The sequence below is a fragment of the Burkholderia gladioli genome, from assembly GCF_000959725.1.
GTDB lineage: Bacteria > Pseudomonadota > Gammaproteobacteria > Burkholderiales > Burkholderiaceae > Burkholderia > Burkholderia gladioli.
On the sequence record NZ_CP009323.1, the window covers coordinates 547,040 to 561,997 of the forward strand.

Here is a 14,958-nt window from a genome sequence, read left to right on the forward strand (position 1 = left end):
ACAAGATCCTTCCGGCTCGCGGCCCGCGCGCGCGGGCCGGATGCACCGGACGCTCAAACCCGACGGGCCGCGCGCGGCGCCCGTCTTCGTGATCCCACGTTTCCAGGTATGCATACGGTAGTTTTCGGCTGGTTCGGTATTTCGGCCGTCTGGTTCATCCCCCTCGTCTGGCGGCTCGTCAAGGGCATGCTGCCGGGTGGCGCCAAGGGCGGCTCGATCCGTCTGTGGCTCGGCTTCGCGAGCGTGTTCGTCGCGAGCTGCACGCTCGCCACCGCCCTGCCCGGCGACGCCGGCACCGACCGCTTCGGCCAGTTGCTCGCCACCGGCTTCGAGCACGTGTTCGGCCATATCGGCACGCCGCTGGTGATGGTGGTGTTGCTGGTGGCCGGCCTGCCCTGGCTGTTCGGGCTCGACTGGCACACCACCAACGACTGGCTCGACGCCTCCTTCGGGTTCCGCCTGGGCCGCGGCTCGCGGCGCGACGAGGACGAGCCGCGCTCGGTGGCCGACCTGCCGCGCAGCGCCCTGCACCGCGACGAGGACCGCCGCGTGCGGCGCGCCGGCGACGTGCAGCCCTCGACGGCGAACACCATCAACTCGATGGCGCCCAAGCGCAACGGGCGCTTCGCGCGGCCGACGCTGTGGCGGCCCGATCCGAAGCGCGACACGGCGCGCGATGCGCGGCGTGAGCCGCGCCGCGAGGAGCCGCGTGGCTGGACCCCGCCGCCCACCACGCGGGCGCCGATGGTCGAGCCGTCCGCGCCGGCAGGCTGGCTGAACCAGGCCGGCCGGCAGAATTCCGGCACCGTCGGCGGCAGCACGGCGGGCAGCACGGCGGGCATCGCGGCCGGACTCGCCGCGGGCGCGGCGGCCGCGAGCTCAGCCAAGGCCGCCTCGGCTGCCGCGACCGCCGGTTCCGCGGCCGCGGCCATGGCCGCGCCGCCCGTGCCGCCGCCCTTCGTGCCGTCCTCGGTGACGATGCCGCCGGCTTCGCCCAATCTCGCCTCGTCGGCGGTGCAGGCCGCCCAGGCGGTCAAGGTGCTGCAGGAGCGCTACCCGTCCACGCGCCGCGCCGCGCCGGCCGCCGCCCCGATCCGCCCGGTGGTGCCGCCGATCGCCCAGCCGGCCCGCCCCGCCGCGGCCCAGAACCTGCCCGCCAGGACGCCGGCGCGTCCGGCCGCGTCGACGCAGAATGCCAACGCCGCCCAGCGCCGGCGCGTCGCGCAACCGGCGCGCGCGCCGCTCTATGCCTGGACCGACAAACCCGTGCAGCCGGTCGAACCCTCGCCGAGCCTGCAGGACACGCTGCGCTCGATCGACGCGAGCACTGCGCAATGGGCCGCGCTGGCCGGTACCACGGTCGCACCGCGCGGCGACGCCGCCGCGGAAATCGCGGCGGGCAGCGCGCAGGCTGCCGGCATGTTCACCACGCGTGCGCCCCAGCCCGAGCTCGAGGCCGCGCCCGCCGCTGAAGCGGCACAGGCTCCGACCGCGCTGGCGCCGCTGGCTGAAACACCGCTCGCGTTCGAGATGGCGACATCGGCCGATGCCACCGCGGCTCCCGTCGCCGCCCCGGCCGACCAGACCGATGACAGCGATGCGGTGATCGACATCAGCACCTTCATGCCGGCCGACGCGCTGTCGCCGACGCTGCCGTCGTGGGCCGCCTCCGCGTCCGATGTCATCGCCGAAACGACGGCCGAACCGCTCGCGTCGCTCGAAGACAAGCCGCCTGGCACGACACCGCCCGAGCCCGCTGCAAGCGAACCGGCGACCGAACCCGCCGACCACGCGTCCATCACGCGTGCAACGCCGATCGCCTTCGGCACGGCACCGGCCGAGACGAGCGGCAACGCGGCGCCGGCGGTATCGACGTCGGCTTCGCTGACGCCCAACTCGCCGGCTTCGACGGCCTCGCCGCCGGCGATCCCGGCCGAGCCGGCAAGGCCGTTCGCAGCGACGAGGCCCGAAGCGGAACCGACGGCGACGCAAGCTTCGGCCATCACCAGCGAGCCCATCCCAGCGGTACCCACCGCGACGACGGCACCGGCGCCCGCTGCCACGGAAGTCCACGTTACGACGCCAACGCCGGCCCCGATCCTGCCCGCGACGATCCCGGTCCCCGCGCGCCCGGCCTTCGCCGCGCCAGCGTCGACCCCGTTCGCGGCATCGGCAAGTCCGCAGGCTGTCGACACGCCCCAGGCGCAGGTCAACCGGAGCGAAACCTCCGCCCCGGATGCGCCTTCGCTCCCCACGTCGTCGTCGGCATCGCAACACGCCGCGGCGGTCCCGCCATGGGAATCGCTGCCCGCAGCCACCGCTCCGGCTACGTCCTCGGTCATCAGCCCGGCCACGAGCACGCCGACCGGCACCACGGCATCGATGACGACGAGCGCATCGTTCGCCACGACGCCGCCGTCCCCCGCGCCGCAACCGCCGGCGGACGAACCTGCGATCGAGCAGGAAGCCGCCCCGGACGAAGGCGGCTTCACCTACACGGCCGGCGCGCCGATCTTCACGCCCGCCGGCAGCGCGACGCCGGCCGCGCCGATCATCGCGAGCCCGTCGGGCTTCAGCACCGCGACCGATACCTGGGTGGCATCGACGTCCGAATTCACCATCGTCACCCCGGCACCAAGCAACGCCGGCGCAACCGGCACCGAACCCGCGTCGGGCGCGGCAGCCCCGCTCGCCATGCCTTCCGCCTTCGCCGCGCCGGCCGCCGCCCAGGCAACGCCGGCGGCCCCGCCCGCCCCCGCGCAACCCGCGGCGCGCGCCCCGAACCCGAACGCCTTCGAGTTCCGCGCCCCGGCCGCCTCGAACGTGGAGCTGCCCGGCCTGGACCTGCTCGAGCCCGCCTCCGACGACATGCAGCCGATCTCCGAGGCCGACCTGGCCCAGACCGGCCAGGTGATCGAGCAGCGCCTGCAGGAATTCAAGGTGCCGGTGACGGTGGTCGGCGCCTCGGCCGGCCCGGTGATCACACGCTTCGAGATCGAGCCCGCGCTCGGCGTGCGCGGCAGCCAGATCGTCGGCCTGATGAAGGATCTCTCGCGCGGCCTGGGCCTGACCTCGATCCGCGTGGTCGAGACCATCCCCGGCAAGACCTGCATGGGCCTCGAGCTGCCCAATGCCAAGCGGCAGATGATCCGCCTGTCCGAGATCCTCGCCTCGCGCCAGTACCAGCATTCGGCCTCGCAACTGACCATCGCGATGGGCAAGGACATCGTCGGCAACCCGGTGGTCACCGACCTCGCCAAGGCGCCGCACATGCTGGTGGCCGGCACCACCGGCTCGGGCAAGTCGGTGGCGGTCAACGCGATGATCGCCTCGCTGCTCTACAAGGCCACGCCCGAGGAAGTGCGCCTGATCATGATCGACCCGAAGATGCTGGAGCTGTCGGTCTACGAAGGCATCCCGCACCTGCTCGCGCCGGTCGTCACCGACATGAAGCTGGCCGCCAACGCGCTGAACTGGTGCGTCGGCGAGATGGAGAAGCGCTACCGGCTGATGTCGGCGGTGGGCGTGCGCAACCTCGCCAGCTTCAACCAGAAGCTGCGCGACGCCGCGGCCAAGGAAAAGAAGATCGGCAACCCGTTCTCGCTCACGCCCGAGGATCCCGAGCCGCTCTCGCCGCTGCCGCTGATCGTGGTGGTGATCGACGAGCTGGCCGACCTGATGATGGTGGCCGGCAAGAAGATCGAGGAGCTGATCGCGCGGCTCGCGCAGAAGGCCCGCGCGGCCGGCATCCACCTGATCCTCGCCACCCAGCGCCCCTCGGTGGACGTGATCACCGGCCTGATCAAGGCCAATATCCCGACCCGGGTCGCCTTCCAGGTGTCCTCGAAGATCGACTCGCGCACGATTCTCGACCAGATGGGCGCCGAGTCGCTGCTCGGCCAGGGCGACATGCTGTTCCTGCCGCCCGGCACCGGTTACCCCCAGCGCGTGCACGGCGCCTTCGTGGCCGACGAGGAAGTGCACCGGATCGTCGAGTACCTGAAGCAGTTCGGCGAGCCGCAATACGAGGAAGGCATTCTCGACGGCCCGTCCTCGGATGGCGGCGGCGCGCAGGACCTGTTCGGCGACGCGCCGGACGCCGAGGCCGATCCGCTCTACGACGAGGCGGTCGCCTTCGTGGTGCGCACGCGGCGCGCCTCGATCTCCTCGGTGCAGCGCCAGTTGCGCATCGGCTACAACCGCGCCGCGCGGCTGGTCGAGCAGATGGAAACGGCGGGGCTGGTCTCGCCGATGGGCATCAACGGCAGCCGCGAGGTGCTGGCGCCGCCGCAGCCGGAATAAGGGCCGAGCGGTCCGGTCGACGGCCTTCCGCTCGCCGTTCCGCGATGACGAGCGGGCCATTCCGACCTTGCCGCGAGGCGCCCGGCAAGGCACCGGAATTGCTCCGGCGCATCGTCGGCAACCGACCGCCCTCGACCGTTGCCCGCGCAACCTTCGCGCCCGCAACCTTCCTTGCGATCCCTCAAGCCATGAAAAAAACGGGCGGGCCACCCACCAGGGTGACCCGCCCGTTTCGTTCGTCCAGGGACGCTCGCGCTTACTGCTGCACCGGCACCAGCTTGAAATCGACCGGCTTGCTCAGCGCCACCTTGCGCGCATCCGGATCGAGCTTGCCGCTCGCCACGTCGCGCCGGAACACGTAGAAGCTGCCGCTTTCCTGGTTGCCGACGATCAGCCACTTGCCGGTCGGATCGATCAGGAATTCGCGCGGCGTCTTGCCCAGCGTCGACTGGCGGCTGGCGAAGGCGAGCTTGCCGTTGGCCGCGTCGATCCGGAACGCGACGATCTCGTTGGCATCGCCGCGATTGGTCGCGTAGAGGAAGCGGCCGTCCGGCGACAGGTGCAGCGCGCCGCCGCCTTCCTGGCCATGGAAATCCGGCGCGGACAGCTTGACGTTCTGCAGGTGGCTCAGCTTGCCGTCGTGATAGCCGTAGACGTCGACGCTGCCCTTCAGCTCGTTGGTCACATAGGCGAAGCGGCCGTTGCGCGAGAACACCATGTGGCGCGGCCCGGTGCCCGGCGGCACGATGGTGTAGCGCGACTCGGTCGGCCCGATCAGGCCGCGCGTGCCGTCTGGCGTGTAGCGGTATTCGAAGATCTTGTCGGCGCCCAGGTCCTGCACGAACAGGTACTTGCCGTCGGGCGAGAACACCGTCGAATGCACGTGCGCGCCGTCCTGGCGGCCCTTCACCGGGCCGCTGCCCTCGTGATGCACGTTCAGCACCGAGGCGCCCACCTTGCCGTCGGCCTCGATCGGGAACAGCGTGAAGCTGCCGCCCGGGTCGGCCGCCACCGAGTAGTTGGCGGTCACCAGGTACTTGCCGTCCGGCGACAGGCTCAGGTAGCAGGGATCGTTCCCTTCCGAGGACACGCGATCGAGGAAATTCAACGCGCCCGTCTTCGCGTCGAAGCCGAAGGCGCTCACGCCGCCGCGCTGGCTGGCCGGGCCGTTGTCGCCCGGCAGCTCGTTGACGGCATAGACGAAGCGGCCGTCGCGGCTCGGCAGCAGGTAGGAGGGGTTGACCGTCTTGATCGAGCTGATCGGCGTCGACACGTCGCCGGTGCGCGTATCGAAGCGGTAGACGTAGATGCCGTCGCTGCCGGAATCGGTATAGGTGCCGACCAGCAGGTTGTAGACGGCATCGTTCGGCGCATTGGCGGTATCCTGCGCAAACGCGTGCGTCGCGGACAGCGACAGCACCACGGCGAAACCCTTGATCCAGTGACCCAGCCTGAGCGATGACATACGCATGAACCTCTCGAATTTGGCGCGGCGCCGGTGCTGATCGGCCAGGCCGTCGGAACTTCCTTGCACCGAAACGCCTCAAGTGTTGTGATTGTCCGACGAAGCGAGCGGCCCTGCCCGCCTCGTCCGTGCGCAGTATAAGGGGCCATGTGCGCCGCCGTCGACCGATGGCGCCGGCCCGGAAAGCCAAACGTCAGCATCACGGAGAATTTGCCCACCATGCCAGCCCTCATCGAAGACTACGCGCTCGTCGGCGACGGACACACGGCTGCCCTCATTTCACGCGACGGCTCGGTCGACTGGCTCTGCTGGCCCCGCTTCGATTCGGGCGCCTGCTTCGCCGCCCTGGTCGGCACGCCCGATCACGGCCGCTGGCTGATCCGCCCGAGCGCCGAGGCGCGCATCACCGCCAGCTCGCGCCGCTATCGCGGCGAGACGCTGATCCTCGAGACCGACTACGAATGCGAGACCGGCGCCGTCACCGTGGTCGACTTCATGCCGCCCGGCAACGGCTGGTCCGAGCTGGTGCGCATCGTGATCGGCAAGCGCGGCCACGTGCCGATGCAGATGGAGCTGGTGCTGCGCTTCGACTACGGCTTCTCGATCCCCTGGGTCACGCGCCTGTCGCGCGAGGCCGGCATGAAGGCGATCGCCGGCCCCGACACGGTGGTGCTGCGCACCCCGGTGCCGCTCGCGGGCGAGAACCTGCGCACCGTCGCCGAATTCACCGTGCACGCCGAGGAACGCGTGCCCTTCTCGCTCGGCTACGCGCCCTCGCACCTGCGCCTGCCACCGGCGCGCGAGCCGCTGTCGATGCTGGCGCGCACCGAGAACCACTGGCTCGAATGGTCCTCGCGCTGCCCGATCCAGGGCCGCTACGCCGACGCGGTGCGGCGCTCGCTGATCACGCTGAAGGCGCTCGCCTACGAGCCGACTGGCGGCATCGTGGCCGCGCCCACCACCTCGCTGCCCGAGCACATCAGCGGCACCCGCAACTGGGACTACCGCTACTGCTGGCTGCGCGACGCCACCATCACCCTGCTCGCGCTGATGCGCGCCGGCTACTACGACGAGGCGCGCGCCTGGCGCGCCTGGCTGGGCCGCGTGATGGCCGGCTCGCCCGAGCAGATCCAGATCATGTACGGCATCGCCGGCGAGCGGCGCCTGCCCGAGATGGAGCTCGACTGGCTGCCCGGCTACCAGGATTCGAAGCCGGTGCGGATCGGCAACAACGCCGCCAACCAGTTGCAGCTCGACGTGTTCGGCGAGGTGATGGCCGCGCTGCACCTGGCGCGCGTGGGCGGGCTGCAGGCCGACGATACGGTCTGGTCGGTACAGTGCGCGCTGCTCACCCATCTCGAGAAGATCTGGCGCGAGCCCGACGAGGGCATCTGGGAGACGCGCGGCGGCCGCAAGCACTTCACCTTCTCGAAGATCATGGCCTGGGTCGCGTTCGACCGCGCCATCAAGTCGGCCGAGCAGTTCCGCCTGCCCGCGCCGCTCGACCACTGGCGCGCGCTGCGCGAGGCGATCCACGAGGACGTCTGCACCAACGCCTGGAACGAGGCCAAGCAGGCCTTCACGCAGAGCTACGGCAGCGACGAACTCGATGCCAGCGTGCTGATGCTGCCGCTGGTGGGCTTCCTGCCGCCGTCCGACCCGCGCGTGGTGGGCACCGTCGAGGCGATCGAGCGCGAGCTGCTGCACGGCGGCCTGGTGATGCGCTATCGCACCACCGATTTCGACGACGGCCTGCCGCCCGGCGAGGGCACCTTCCTCGCCTGCAGCTTCTGGCTGGTCGACAACTACGCCCTGCTCGGGCGCATCGACGACGCGCATCGGCTGTTCCGCCGCCTGCTGTCGCTGGCCAACGACCTGGGCCTGCTGGCCGAGGAATACGATCCCGTCGAGGGCCGCCAGGTCGGGAATTTCCCGCAGGCCTTCTCGCACGTCGCGCTGGTCCACACGGCCATGAACCTGATGCACCACGAGGAGGAAATGGCCCAGGCCGCCGGGCAGCCGGTGGCGGTCGAAACCGACGGCCGCTGAGGCCGCGGCAGGGGTTTGGGCCGCGGGTTTTGCGACAAGAAGAAGTCAAGACCGCGATTCGTCAAACTTCGCAAGATCGGGCCGACATGGGGAAAATGCTGCATTGCGGCATGACATGGAACCCGATATGATCGACGCGACTGGCCGGCCGCTCGCGCGGTCCGGCCCCGGACCCCACCGCGCGCCGCGGCCTCCAATGCCCCGCGACGTCCTCCCCTCGGGAGCCTTCTTCATGCTTTACCAAATGCACGAGTTCCAGCGGGCGCTGCTGAGTCCGCTGACCGCCTGGGCCCAGGCGGCCTCGAAATCCTTCGCGAATCCGTCCAGCCCGCTCTCGCTGATGCCCGGTGCCACGCGCTGGGCCGCCGCCTACGAATTGATGTACCGGCTCGGCAAGGATTACGAGAAGCCCGAATTCGACCTGCACCAGATCGAGAAGGATGGCCACCAGATCCCGATCGTCGAGCAGACCATCATCGAGAAGCCGTTCTGCCGCCTGATGCGCTTCAAGCGCTACGCGGACGATTCCGCCGCGGTGGGGCAGCTCAAGGAAGAGCCGGTGGTGCTGGTCTGCGCGCCGCTGTCGGGCCACCATTCCACGCTGCTGCGCGACACCGTGCGCACCCTGCTGCAGGACCACAAGGTCTACATCACCGACTGGATCGACGCGCGCATGGTGCCGGTCGAGGTGGGCGCGTTCCATCTCGATGACTACGTCGACTACATCCAGGAATTCATCCGCCACATCGGCGCGCGCAACCTGCACGTGATCTCGGTGTGCCAGCCCACCGTGCCGGTGCTGGCGGCGATCTCGCTGATGGCCAGCCGCGGCGAGGACACCCCGCTCACCATGACGATGATGGGCGGCCCGATCGACGCGCGCAAGAGCCCGACCTCGGTGAACTCGCTGGCCACCAATCACTCGATGGCCTGGTTCGAGAACAACGTGATCCACACGGTGCCGGCCAACTACCCGGGCGAGGGCCGCCAGGTTTATCCGGGCTTCCTGCAGCACACCGGCTTCGTGGCGATGAACCCGGAACGCCACGCGCAATCGCACTGGGATTTCTACCAGAGCCTGCTGCGCGGCGACGAGGACGATGCCGAGGCGCACCGCCGCTTCTACGACGAGTACAACGCCGTGCTCGACATGGCCGCCGAGTACTACCTGGACACCATCCGCATCGTGTTCCAGGAGTTCGGCCTGGCCGAGGGCACCTGGGACGTGCGCGGCGAGCGCGTGAAGCCGGCCGACATCAAGGCCACCGCGCTGATGACGATCGAGGGCGAACTCGACGACATCTCCGGCAGCGGCCAGACTCACGTCGCGCAGGAACTCTGCACCGGCATTCCCGGCGAGCATCGCCGCAGCCTGACCGCCGAGAAATGCGGCCATTACGGGATCTTCTCGGGCCGCCGCTGGCGCACCATCATCTACCCGCAGTTGCGCGAATTCATCCGCGAGCATCAGCCGGCGGCGAAAACCGCCGACGATGCGGCACCCGTGACGCCGGGCAGCGACGATCCGGCCGGCGGCCATGGCACCGGCAACGGTGTCCAGGGCACGCCGGCAGCGGCCGAAGCGCTGGCAGGCGCCAGCGCGCACGATACGGCCTCGAGCGCGGGACGCGCCGCCGCGGTCAAGCGCGGCTCGACCGCCACGCGTCGCGCCGCCGCCCAGCCGGCCAGTCAATCGGCCGCCGCGAAAAAATCCGCGAAGCAGACGGTGAAGCCCGCCGCCACGTCCAAGGTTTCGCCGGCGCGTGCGCCGCGCGCACGCAAGACGATCTGAGGCAAGCCGCGTCGCCAGACGCGAGAACGCGCCGTTCGGCTCATGCCGCCGAACGGCGCGTTCTTGTTTTCGGAAACGATAATCGCGGCAAGCGCGGTGCGCCGCCGGGAGGCATCAGCGGCGCAGCAGGTAGGCGAGCAGGATGTCGGTATTCATGCGCACCATCTCGGCGCGCTCGTCGGGCGTGCTGAAGTCGCGATCGAGCATCGCGGCCAGCGTGTAGCGGTTCGAGACGATGTAGTAGCCCAGGCCCGACAAGGTCACGTAGAAGCGCAACGGATCGACGTCCGAGCGGAACAGCCCGGCGCTCTGCCCGCGCGCCAGCACGTTGCCGAGCGTCTGCACCAGCGGCGAGATCATCTCGCGCGTGCGCGGCGACTTCAAAATGTAGCGCGCTTCATGCAGGTTTTCGTTGTTGATGAGCCGCAGCAGCTCGGGATGATCCCTGTAGTAATCCCAAATGAAATGAGCCAGCCGCGTGACGGCCTCGACCGGCGGCACGCCGTCGAAATCGAGCACGCGCTCGGCTTCGGTCAGGGCGGAGAAGGCCTGCTCGAGCACGGCCGTGAACAGCTGTTCCTTGCTGCCGAAATAGTAGTAGAGCATCCGCTCGTTGGTTTCGGCGCGGCGGGCGATCTGGTCGACACGCGCGCCGAACAAGCCACCGCTGGCGAATTCCTCGGCGGCGGCTTGCAGGATGCGTCGCCGCGTTCCTTCGGGATCTCTTTTGATTTTTGGCTGATTCATGAATTGGGCCCGCGTGATCCTGTCGGCACTGCCGGCGCGCCTCACACGCCTCCGGCACCGGGGGCGCCGACCGGCCGGGTAGGCGGCGGCACCTGCTGCGGTCGAGCAAAAAATGCGCCTTGATTATGCGCACAGGCGCAGCCGAGCGCAAGGCGGGAAATCGGCGATAATTACGCTTTGCCGAACCATTCGGGCCGCGCCGATCCACCCCGCCCTGGCGCGCGCCCAGCCCCGCCGTCACCGTGACCGACACCAGAAAACTCGCGGATCGCATCGAAGATCTGCTGCCCCAGACACAATGCACGAAGTGCGGCTTCGATGGCTGCCGTCCGTATGCCGAGGCGATCGCCGACGGCAGCGCCAACTACAACCAATGCCCGCCCGGCGGCCACGAAGGCATCGAGCGACTCGCCAATCTGCTCGGCAAGCCGGTGATCCCGCTGGCCGTCGAGCATGGCGAGGAGCGCCCGCGGCCGCTGGCCGTGATCGACGAGCAGCTCTGCATCGGCTGCACGCTGTGCATCCAGGCCTGCCCGGTCGACGCGATCGTCGGGGCTCCGAAACAGATGCACACGGTGGTGGCTGAACTCTGCACCGGTTGCGACCTGTGCGTGGCGCCCTGCCCCGTCGACTGCATCGCGATGATCCCGGTCACCGGCGAGCACACCGGCTGGGATGCCTGGACCCAGCAGCAGGCCGACGCGGCGCGCGCGCGGCACGACCACCACGTGGCGCGCCAGCGCCGCGAGCGCGAGGCCGCCGAGGCACGCGCCGCCGCCCGTCGTGCGGCCAGCGCGGCGCAGGCCGCGCAAACCGCCGCGGCCGCCGCATCTGCCCCGGCCGCATCGAGCCCCGCCGCGCCCGCCGACGATCCCGAAGCGAAGAAACGCGCGATCATCGCCGCGGCGATGGAGCGCGCGCGCAAGAAGAAGGAAGAACTGGCCGCCAGCGGCGAGGCGCCGAAGAACACCGAGAACGTGAGCCCTGCCGTGCAGGCGCAGATCGACGCGGCCGAGGCACGTCGCCGGCGCATCGAGCAGGAACGCCGCGCGGCCGAACAGGCCGCACAGACAGGTGGCGAGCCGCCGCGCGCCAGCGATCGACCCGACGACGAATCGAAGGGCCAACCCGTGAAGGGCCAACCCGGCGACGATTCGCCGACCAAACCGCCACGCAACGCATGAACGCCACCAAACGACGCGCGATCTACGAAACGCTGCGCAGCCTCAATCCGAACCCGACCACCGAGCTCGAATACAGCACGCCGTTCGAGCTGCTGATCGCGGTGATGCTGTCGGCGCAGGCCACCGACGTGTCGGTCAACAAGGCGATGCGGCGCATGTTCCCGGTGGCGAACACGCCCAGCCAGGTGCTCGCGCTCGGCGAGGCCGGCGTGACCGACTACATCAAGACCATCGGGCTCTACAAGACCAAGGCGAAGAACGTGATCGCGACCTGCCGGATCCTGCTGGAGCAGCATGCAGGCGAGGTGCCGGCCGATCGCGAGGCGCTCGAGGCGCTGCCCGGGGTCGGTCGCAAGACCGCGAACGTGGTGCTCAATACCGCCTTCGGCCATCCGACCATCGCCGTCGACACGCATATCTTCCGCGTCGCCAATCGCACCGGGCTCGCGCCGGGCAAGGACGTGCGCGCGGTGGAGATCGCGCTGGAGAAATTCACGCCGGCGGAATTCCTGCAGGATGCGCATCACTGGCTGATCCTGCACGGCCGCTACGTCTGCAAGGCGCGCCGGCCCGAATGCTGGCATTGCGCGATCGAACCGCTCTGCGATTTCAAGCCCAAGACGCCGGCGCCGCTCGAATGAGACCGGCGCGGTGCGCGCCTGCCGGGCACCGCGTCGTCCAGTCTGCATCACGCCGGCCCGACCTCGCCGCGCCCCGCGCCGATTGATTCGCACTGCGATGCGTTGCGCGGCATCGTTAAAGAATCCGCCCGCCGCGCAGATCAGGCATTCGCGGTGGCGGTCGCCGCGTCGTCGGCCTTGCCGCCCGCCTTCACCAGCCACAGCACGGCCACCAGGATCGCCACGCCGCCCGCCCACTGCATCGGCGACAAGGCCTCGCCGAACAGCAGCGCGGCCAGCGCCACCGTGACCACCGGCTCCAGCGTCGAGAGCATGGCGGTGCGCGCCGCGCCCAGCAGCGACAGCCCGGCGAAGAAGGCCAGCATCGCGCCGACCGTCGACACCAGGGCGATCGCCACCAGCGCGAGCCAGCCCGAACCCGCCTGCGGCCATTGCGGCGCGACGCCGAAGGCAGCCCAGCGCGCCAGGGCGATCAGCGTGAACATCAGCGTGGCGGCGATGCAGATGATCGCGGTGGTCGCGAGCGGGTCCACGCCGCGCGTGGCGCGCGTGCCCGCCACGATGTAGAGCGAATAGATCACGGCCGCCGCCAGCGACAGCGCGATGCCGAGCGGCTCGCCATGCCCGCCGCCCACCATCAGCGCCGAGCCGGCCACGCACAGCACCAGGGCCATCGCCTTGACGCGGGTCAGCCGCTCGCCGAGCCACCAGGCCGCGAGCAGGGTCACAAAGGCCGGGTACAGGTAGAGCAGCAGCGCCACCAGGCTGGCCTGCGCATGCTGCAGCGCGGTGAAATAGCAGAACGACTGGCCGACGTAGCCGAGCGCGCCCATCGCGGCGATGCGCACTCGCGCGCGTGCGCCGGGCCAGGCCACGCCGCGCCGCCACGCGATCAGCGCCAGCAGCGCGCCGCCGATGCCGAAGCGCACGATCAGCAGCCCCAGCACGTCGACGCCGGCCGCGTAGGCGTAGCGGCCGAAGATCGCCATCGCGCCGAATGCGACGGCGGACAGCGCGACGAACAGGGCGCCGCGAACGGCAGCGGACGACGGGGCCTGGGCAAGGGCGGTGACCATGGATGGGCCTGAGCGAACGAAATGAGGGGAAGCCGCGGCAGCGCAACGGCAAGCGATCGATTCTAGCGAGCGCGCTCGCGCCCCGATAGTCGGGAACAATGCCGATCCACGCGGCAGGCACCTGCCCGGCCCCGCCCGCGGCCTGCCCCGCCCGGAGGCAGCCTCCCGCCGGCCGGCGTAGAATGGCCGCTTCCGCAGCACGCCGCCGCGCCCCAACGTCCCCCGAATCATGTTCAACCCGAGCCGCGACGAAGTCCGTCGCTTCTTCATCGACGCCCGCCGCAAGCAGCGCAAGGGCGAGATCCTCACGCCGCTGGAAGCGATCGCCGCCGACTGGATCGTCGAGCATCCCGAATACCACGCCGAGCTCGACGAGGGCGAAGGCGCCGCCTCGCGCGAGTATTCGCCGGAGGCGGGCCGCACCAACCCGTTCCTGCACCTGTCGATGCACCTGGCGATCAGCGAGCAGTTGTCGATCGACCAGCCGCCGGGCATTCGCGCCGCGCACGAGAAGCTGGCCGCGCGGCTGCCCTCGGCGCACGACGCGCAGCACGCGATCATGGACTGCCTGGGCGAGACGATCTGGGAAGCGCAGCGCACCAATACGCCGCCCGACACCGACGCCTACCTGCAACGAATCCTGCGCCGCGCCTCGCGCGACTGAGGCCGGCGGGCACCGGCGCGGACCTGCGCACGGCGCCGGCGCCAGGCTCCACGCAAAAAAATGCCCCGCCAAAGCGGGGCATGCCGCGCGCGCCCTGCCCGCGGCTCTCGACGACGCGAACGCGAGGCGCCCGCTCAGGCCGTCACTTCTTGAACACCAGGCTGCCCGGCAGCGACTCCAGGTAGGCGGCGATGTCCTGCATGTCGCTGATCGACAGGCTCTGCACCTGGGCGCGCATGATGGCGTTGTCGCGCCCCAGCAGCGGGTTGTCGAGCCCCATCTGGTACTGGCGCATGGCCCAGACCAGGTAGTCGGAGCGCTGGCCCGCCAGGCGCGGGTACTCGGCGTTGATCGGATTGTCGAACTTGGTGCCGTGGCACGCGGCGCAGTTGTGCGATTCGACCAGCTGCTTGCCCCGAGCCGCGTCGGCCGCATGCGCGGCGCCCGTCGCGAAACAGGCGGCCAGCGCGAACGCCGCCGCAATGCGCAATGCCGGTTGATGCTTGTTCATGAGGGCTCCTGTCCTGCTGAGCAAACGCCAGCGCGGGCTTTACTTGTAGGGATTGATCTTCGAATCGGGCTTCTGGGAGGCGTAGTACGCGGCGAGGTCCGCGATGTCCTGGTCGCTCAGCGAGGCGGCGATGGCGTTCATCGACGCGAAATGCCGGTCCTTCTTGCGATACGCCTTGAGCGCGTTTTCCAGGTATTGCTGATTCTGTCCGCCGAGCAGCGGTACCCGGTACACCTCCGGATACGCCGTGCGGTAGTCTTCGATGCCATGACAGCCGATGCACATCGCAGCCTTGCTGGCCCCGTCCTTCGGGTTGCCCGCCGCCCCAGCCGCCTGCGATGCGGTGGCCAGAAGCGCCATGAGCGCCGCGGCCACGACCTGTTTGCCGACGAAATTGTTCATAGCTTGTACCTAGCTTGAGGGGAAAACCTGTCGCCCGGTAAGGCAACGGACCGCGTCATTTTGCTTATAGGTGAGACACGCAGGCCGAAAGTCGGCCCGATTGTACCGCGCTGCCGACGACGCAG

At 69.9% G+C, this 14,958-nt stretch carries 11 protein-coding genes; 6 read left to right on the forward strand and 5 right to left on the reverse strand.

Going from position 1 to position 14,958, the window contains the following annotated elements; all coding sequences use genetic code 11:
• Positions 1–108 precede the first annotated feature (108 nt).
• Positions 109–4,302: an FtsK/SpoIIIE family DNA translocase gene (locus BM43_RS42310; protein WP_036049691.1), complete on the forward strand. Its 4,194-nt coding sequence runs from the start codon at positions 109–111 to the stop codon at positions 4,300–4,302.
• A gap of 256 nt (positions 4,303–4,558) precedes the next feature.
• Here the strand turns inward: BM43_RS42310 and BM43_RS19440 are convergent, their stop codons facing one another.
• Complete coding sequence (locus tag BM43_RS19440; RefSeq protein ID WP_013698945.1) at positions 4,559–5,767, reverse strand: lactonase family protein; 1,209 nt, start codon at positions 5,765–5,767, stop codon at positions 4,559–4,561.
• Between the two features lie 219 nt (positions 5,768–5,986).
• On the opposite strand from BM43_RS19440, the gene BM43_RS19445 reads away from it, so the two are divergent.
• A complete protein-coding gene (locus BM43_RS19445; RefSeq protein WP_036049688.1) occupies positions 5,987–7,816 on the forward strand; it encodes a glycoside hydrolase family 15 protein in 1,830 nt (609 codons plus the stop codon).
• Positions 7,817–8,048: 232 nt separating this feature from the next.
• Entirely contained in the window at positions 8,049–9,608 is a 1,560-nt protein-coding gene (locus BM43_RS19450) for a polyhydroxyalkanoate depolymerase (protein WP_036049686.1), read from the forward strand.
• Positions 9,609–9,722: 114 nt separating this feature from the next.
• Here BM43_RS19450 and BM43_RS19455 read toward each other — a convergent pair whose 3' ends face one another.
• Entirely contained in the window at positions 9,723–10,355 is a 633-nt protein-coding gene (locus BM43_RS19455; protein ID WP_025096530.1) for a TetR/AcrR family transcriptional regulator, read from the reverse strand.
• A 242-nt stretch (positions 10,356–10,597) separates the two neighbouring features.
• Between BM43_RS19455 and rsxB the strand changes: the two genes are divergently transcribed.
• A complete protein-coding gene (gene rsxB / locus BM43_RS19460; RefSeq protein ID WP_036049685.1) occupies positions 10,598–11,539 on the forward strand; it encodes an electron transport complex subunit RsxB in 942 nt (313 codons plus the stop codon).
• Positions 11,536–12,180, forward strand: coding sequence for an endonuclease III (nth, locus tag BM43_RS19465; RefSeq protein WP_036049683.1), 645 nt, complete (start codon positions 11,536–11,538; stop codon positions 12,178–12,180). Before rsxB ends, nth begins: the two co-directional genes overlap by 4 nt.
• A 140-nt stretch (positions 12,181–12,320) precedes the next feature.
• On the opposite strand, the gene BM43_RS19470 is transcribed toward nth, so the two are convergent.
• On the reverse strand, positions 12,321–13,256 hold the full coding sequence (locus tag BM43_RS19470; protein ID WP_036049681.1) for a DMT family transporter: 936 nt from the start codon (positions 13,254–13,256) through the stop codon (positions 12,321–12,323).
• A gap of 229 nt (positions 13,257–13,485) precedes the next feature.
• Between BM43_RS19470 and BM43_RS19475 the strand changes: the two genes are divergently transcribed.
• Positions 13,486–13,920 carry a DUF1841 family protein gene (locus tag BM43_RS19475; RefSeq protein WP_013698952.1) on the forward strand — a complete coding sequence of 145 codons (435 nt, stop codon included), beginning with the start codon at positions 13,486–13,488 and terminating at the stop codon, positions 13,918–13,920.
• Positions 13,921–14,062: 142 nt separating this feature from the next.
• On the opposite strand, the gene BM43_RS19480 is transcribed toward BM43_RS19475, so the two are convergent.
• Together BM43_RS19480 and BM43_RS19485 are read right to left on the reverse strand one after the other, a co-directional pair.
• On the reverse strand, positions 14,063–14,431 hold the full coding sequence (locus BM43_RS19480; protein ID WP_025096534.1) for a c-type cytochrome: 369 nt from the start codon (positions 14,429–14,431) through the stop codon (positions 14,063–14,065).
• Between the two features lie 39 nt (positions 14,432–14,470).
• On the reverse strand, positions 14,471–14,833 hold the full coding sequence (locus tag BM43_RS19485; RefSeq protein WP_013698954.1) for a c-type cytochrome: 363 nt from the start codon (positions 14,831–14,833) through the stop codon (positions 14,471–14,473).
• Positions 14,834–14,958: the final 125 nt, after the last annotated feature.

Excerpts from the sequence above, each read along its gene's own strand:
- BM43_RS42310 (WP_036049691.1), top strand. The coding sequence starts at position 109 with ATGCATACGGTAGTTTTCGGCTGGTTCGGTATTTCGGCCGTCTGGTTC.
- BM43_RS19440 (WP_013698945.1), bottom strand. The coding sequence starts at position 5,767 with ATGTCATCGCTCAGGCTGGGTCACTGGATCAAGGGTTTCGCCGTGGTG.
- BM43_RS19445 (WP_036049688.1), top strand. The coding sequence starts at position 5,987 with ATGCCAGCCCTCATCGAAGACTACGCGCTCGTCGGCGACGGACACACG.
- BM43_RS19450 (WP_036049686.1), top strand. The coding sequence starts at position 8,049 with ATGCTTTACCAAATGCACGAGTTCCAGCGGGCGCTGCTGAGTCCGCTG.
- BM43_RS19455 (WP_025096530.1), bottom strand. The coding sequence starts at position 10,355 with ATGAATCAGCCAAAAATCAAAAGAGATCCCGAAGGAACGCGGCGACGC.
- nth (WP_036049683.1), top strand. The coding sequence starts at position 11,536 with ATGAACGCCACCAAACGACGCGCGATCTACGAAACGCTGCGCAGCCTC.
- BM43_RS19470 (WP_036049681.1), bottom strand. The coding sequence starts at position 13,256 with ATGGTCACCGCCCTTGCCCAGGCCCCGTCGTCCGCTGCCGTTCGCGGC.
- BM43_RS19475 (WP_013698952.1), top strand. The coding sequence starts at position 13,486 with ATGTTCAACCCGAGCCGCGACGAAGTCCGTCGCTTCTTCATCGACGCC.
- BM43_RS19480 (WP_025096534.1), bottom strand. The coding sequence starts at position 14,431 with ATGAACAAGCATCAACCGGCATTGCGCATTGCGGCGGCGTTCGCGCTG.
- BM43_RS19485 (WP_013698954.1), bottom strand. The coding sequence starts at position 14,833 with ATGAACAATTTCGTCGGCAAACAGGTCGTGGCCGCGGCGCTCATGGCG.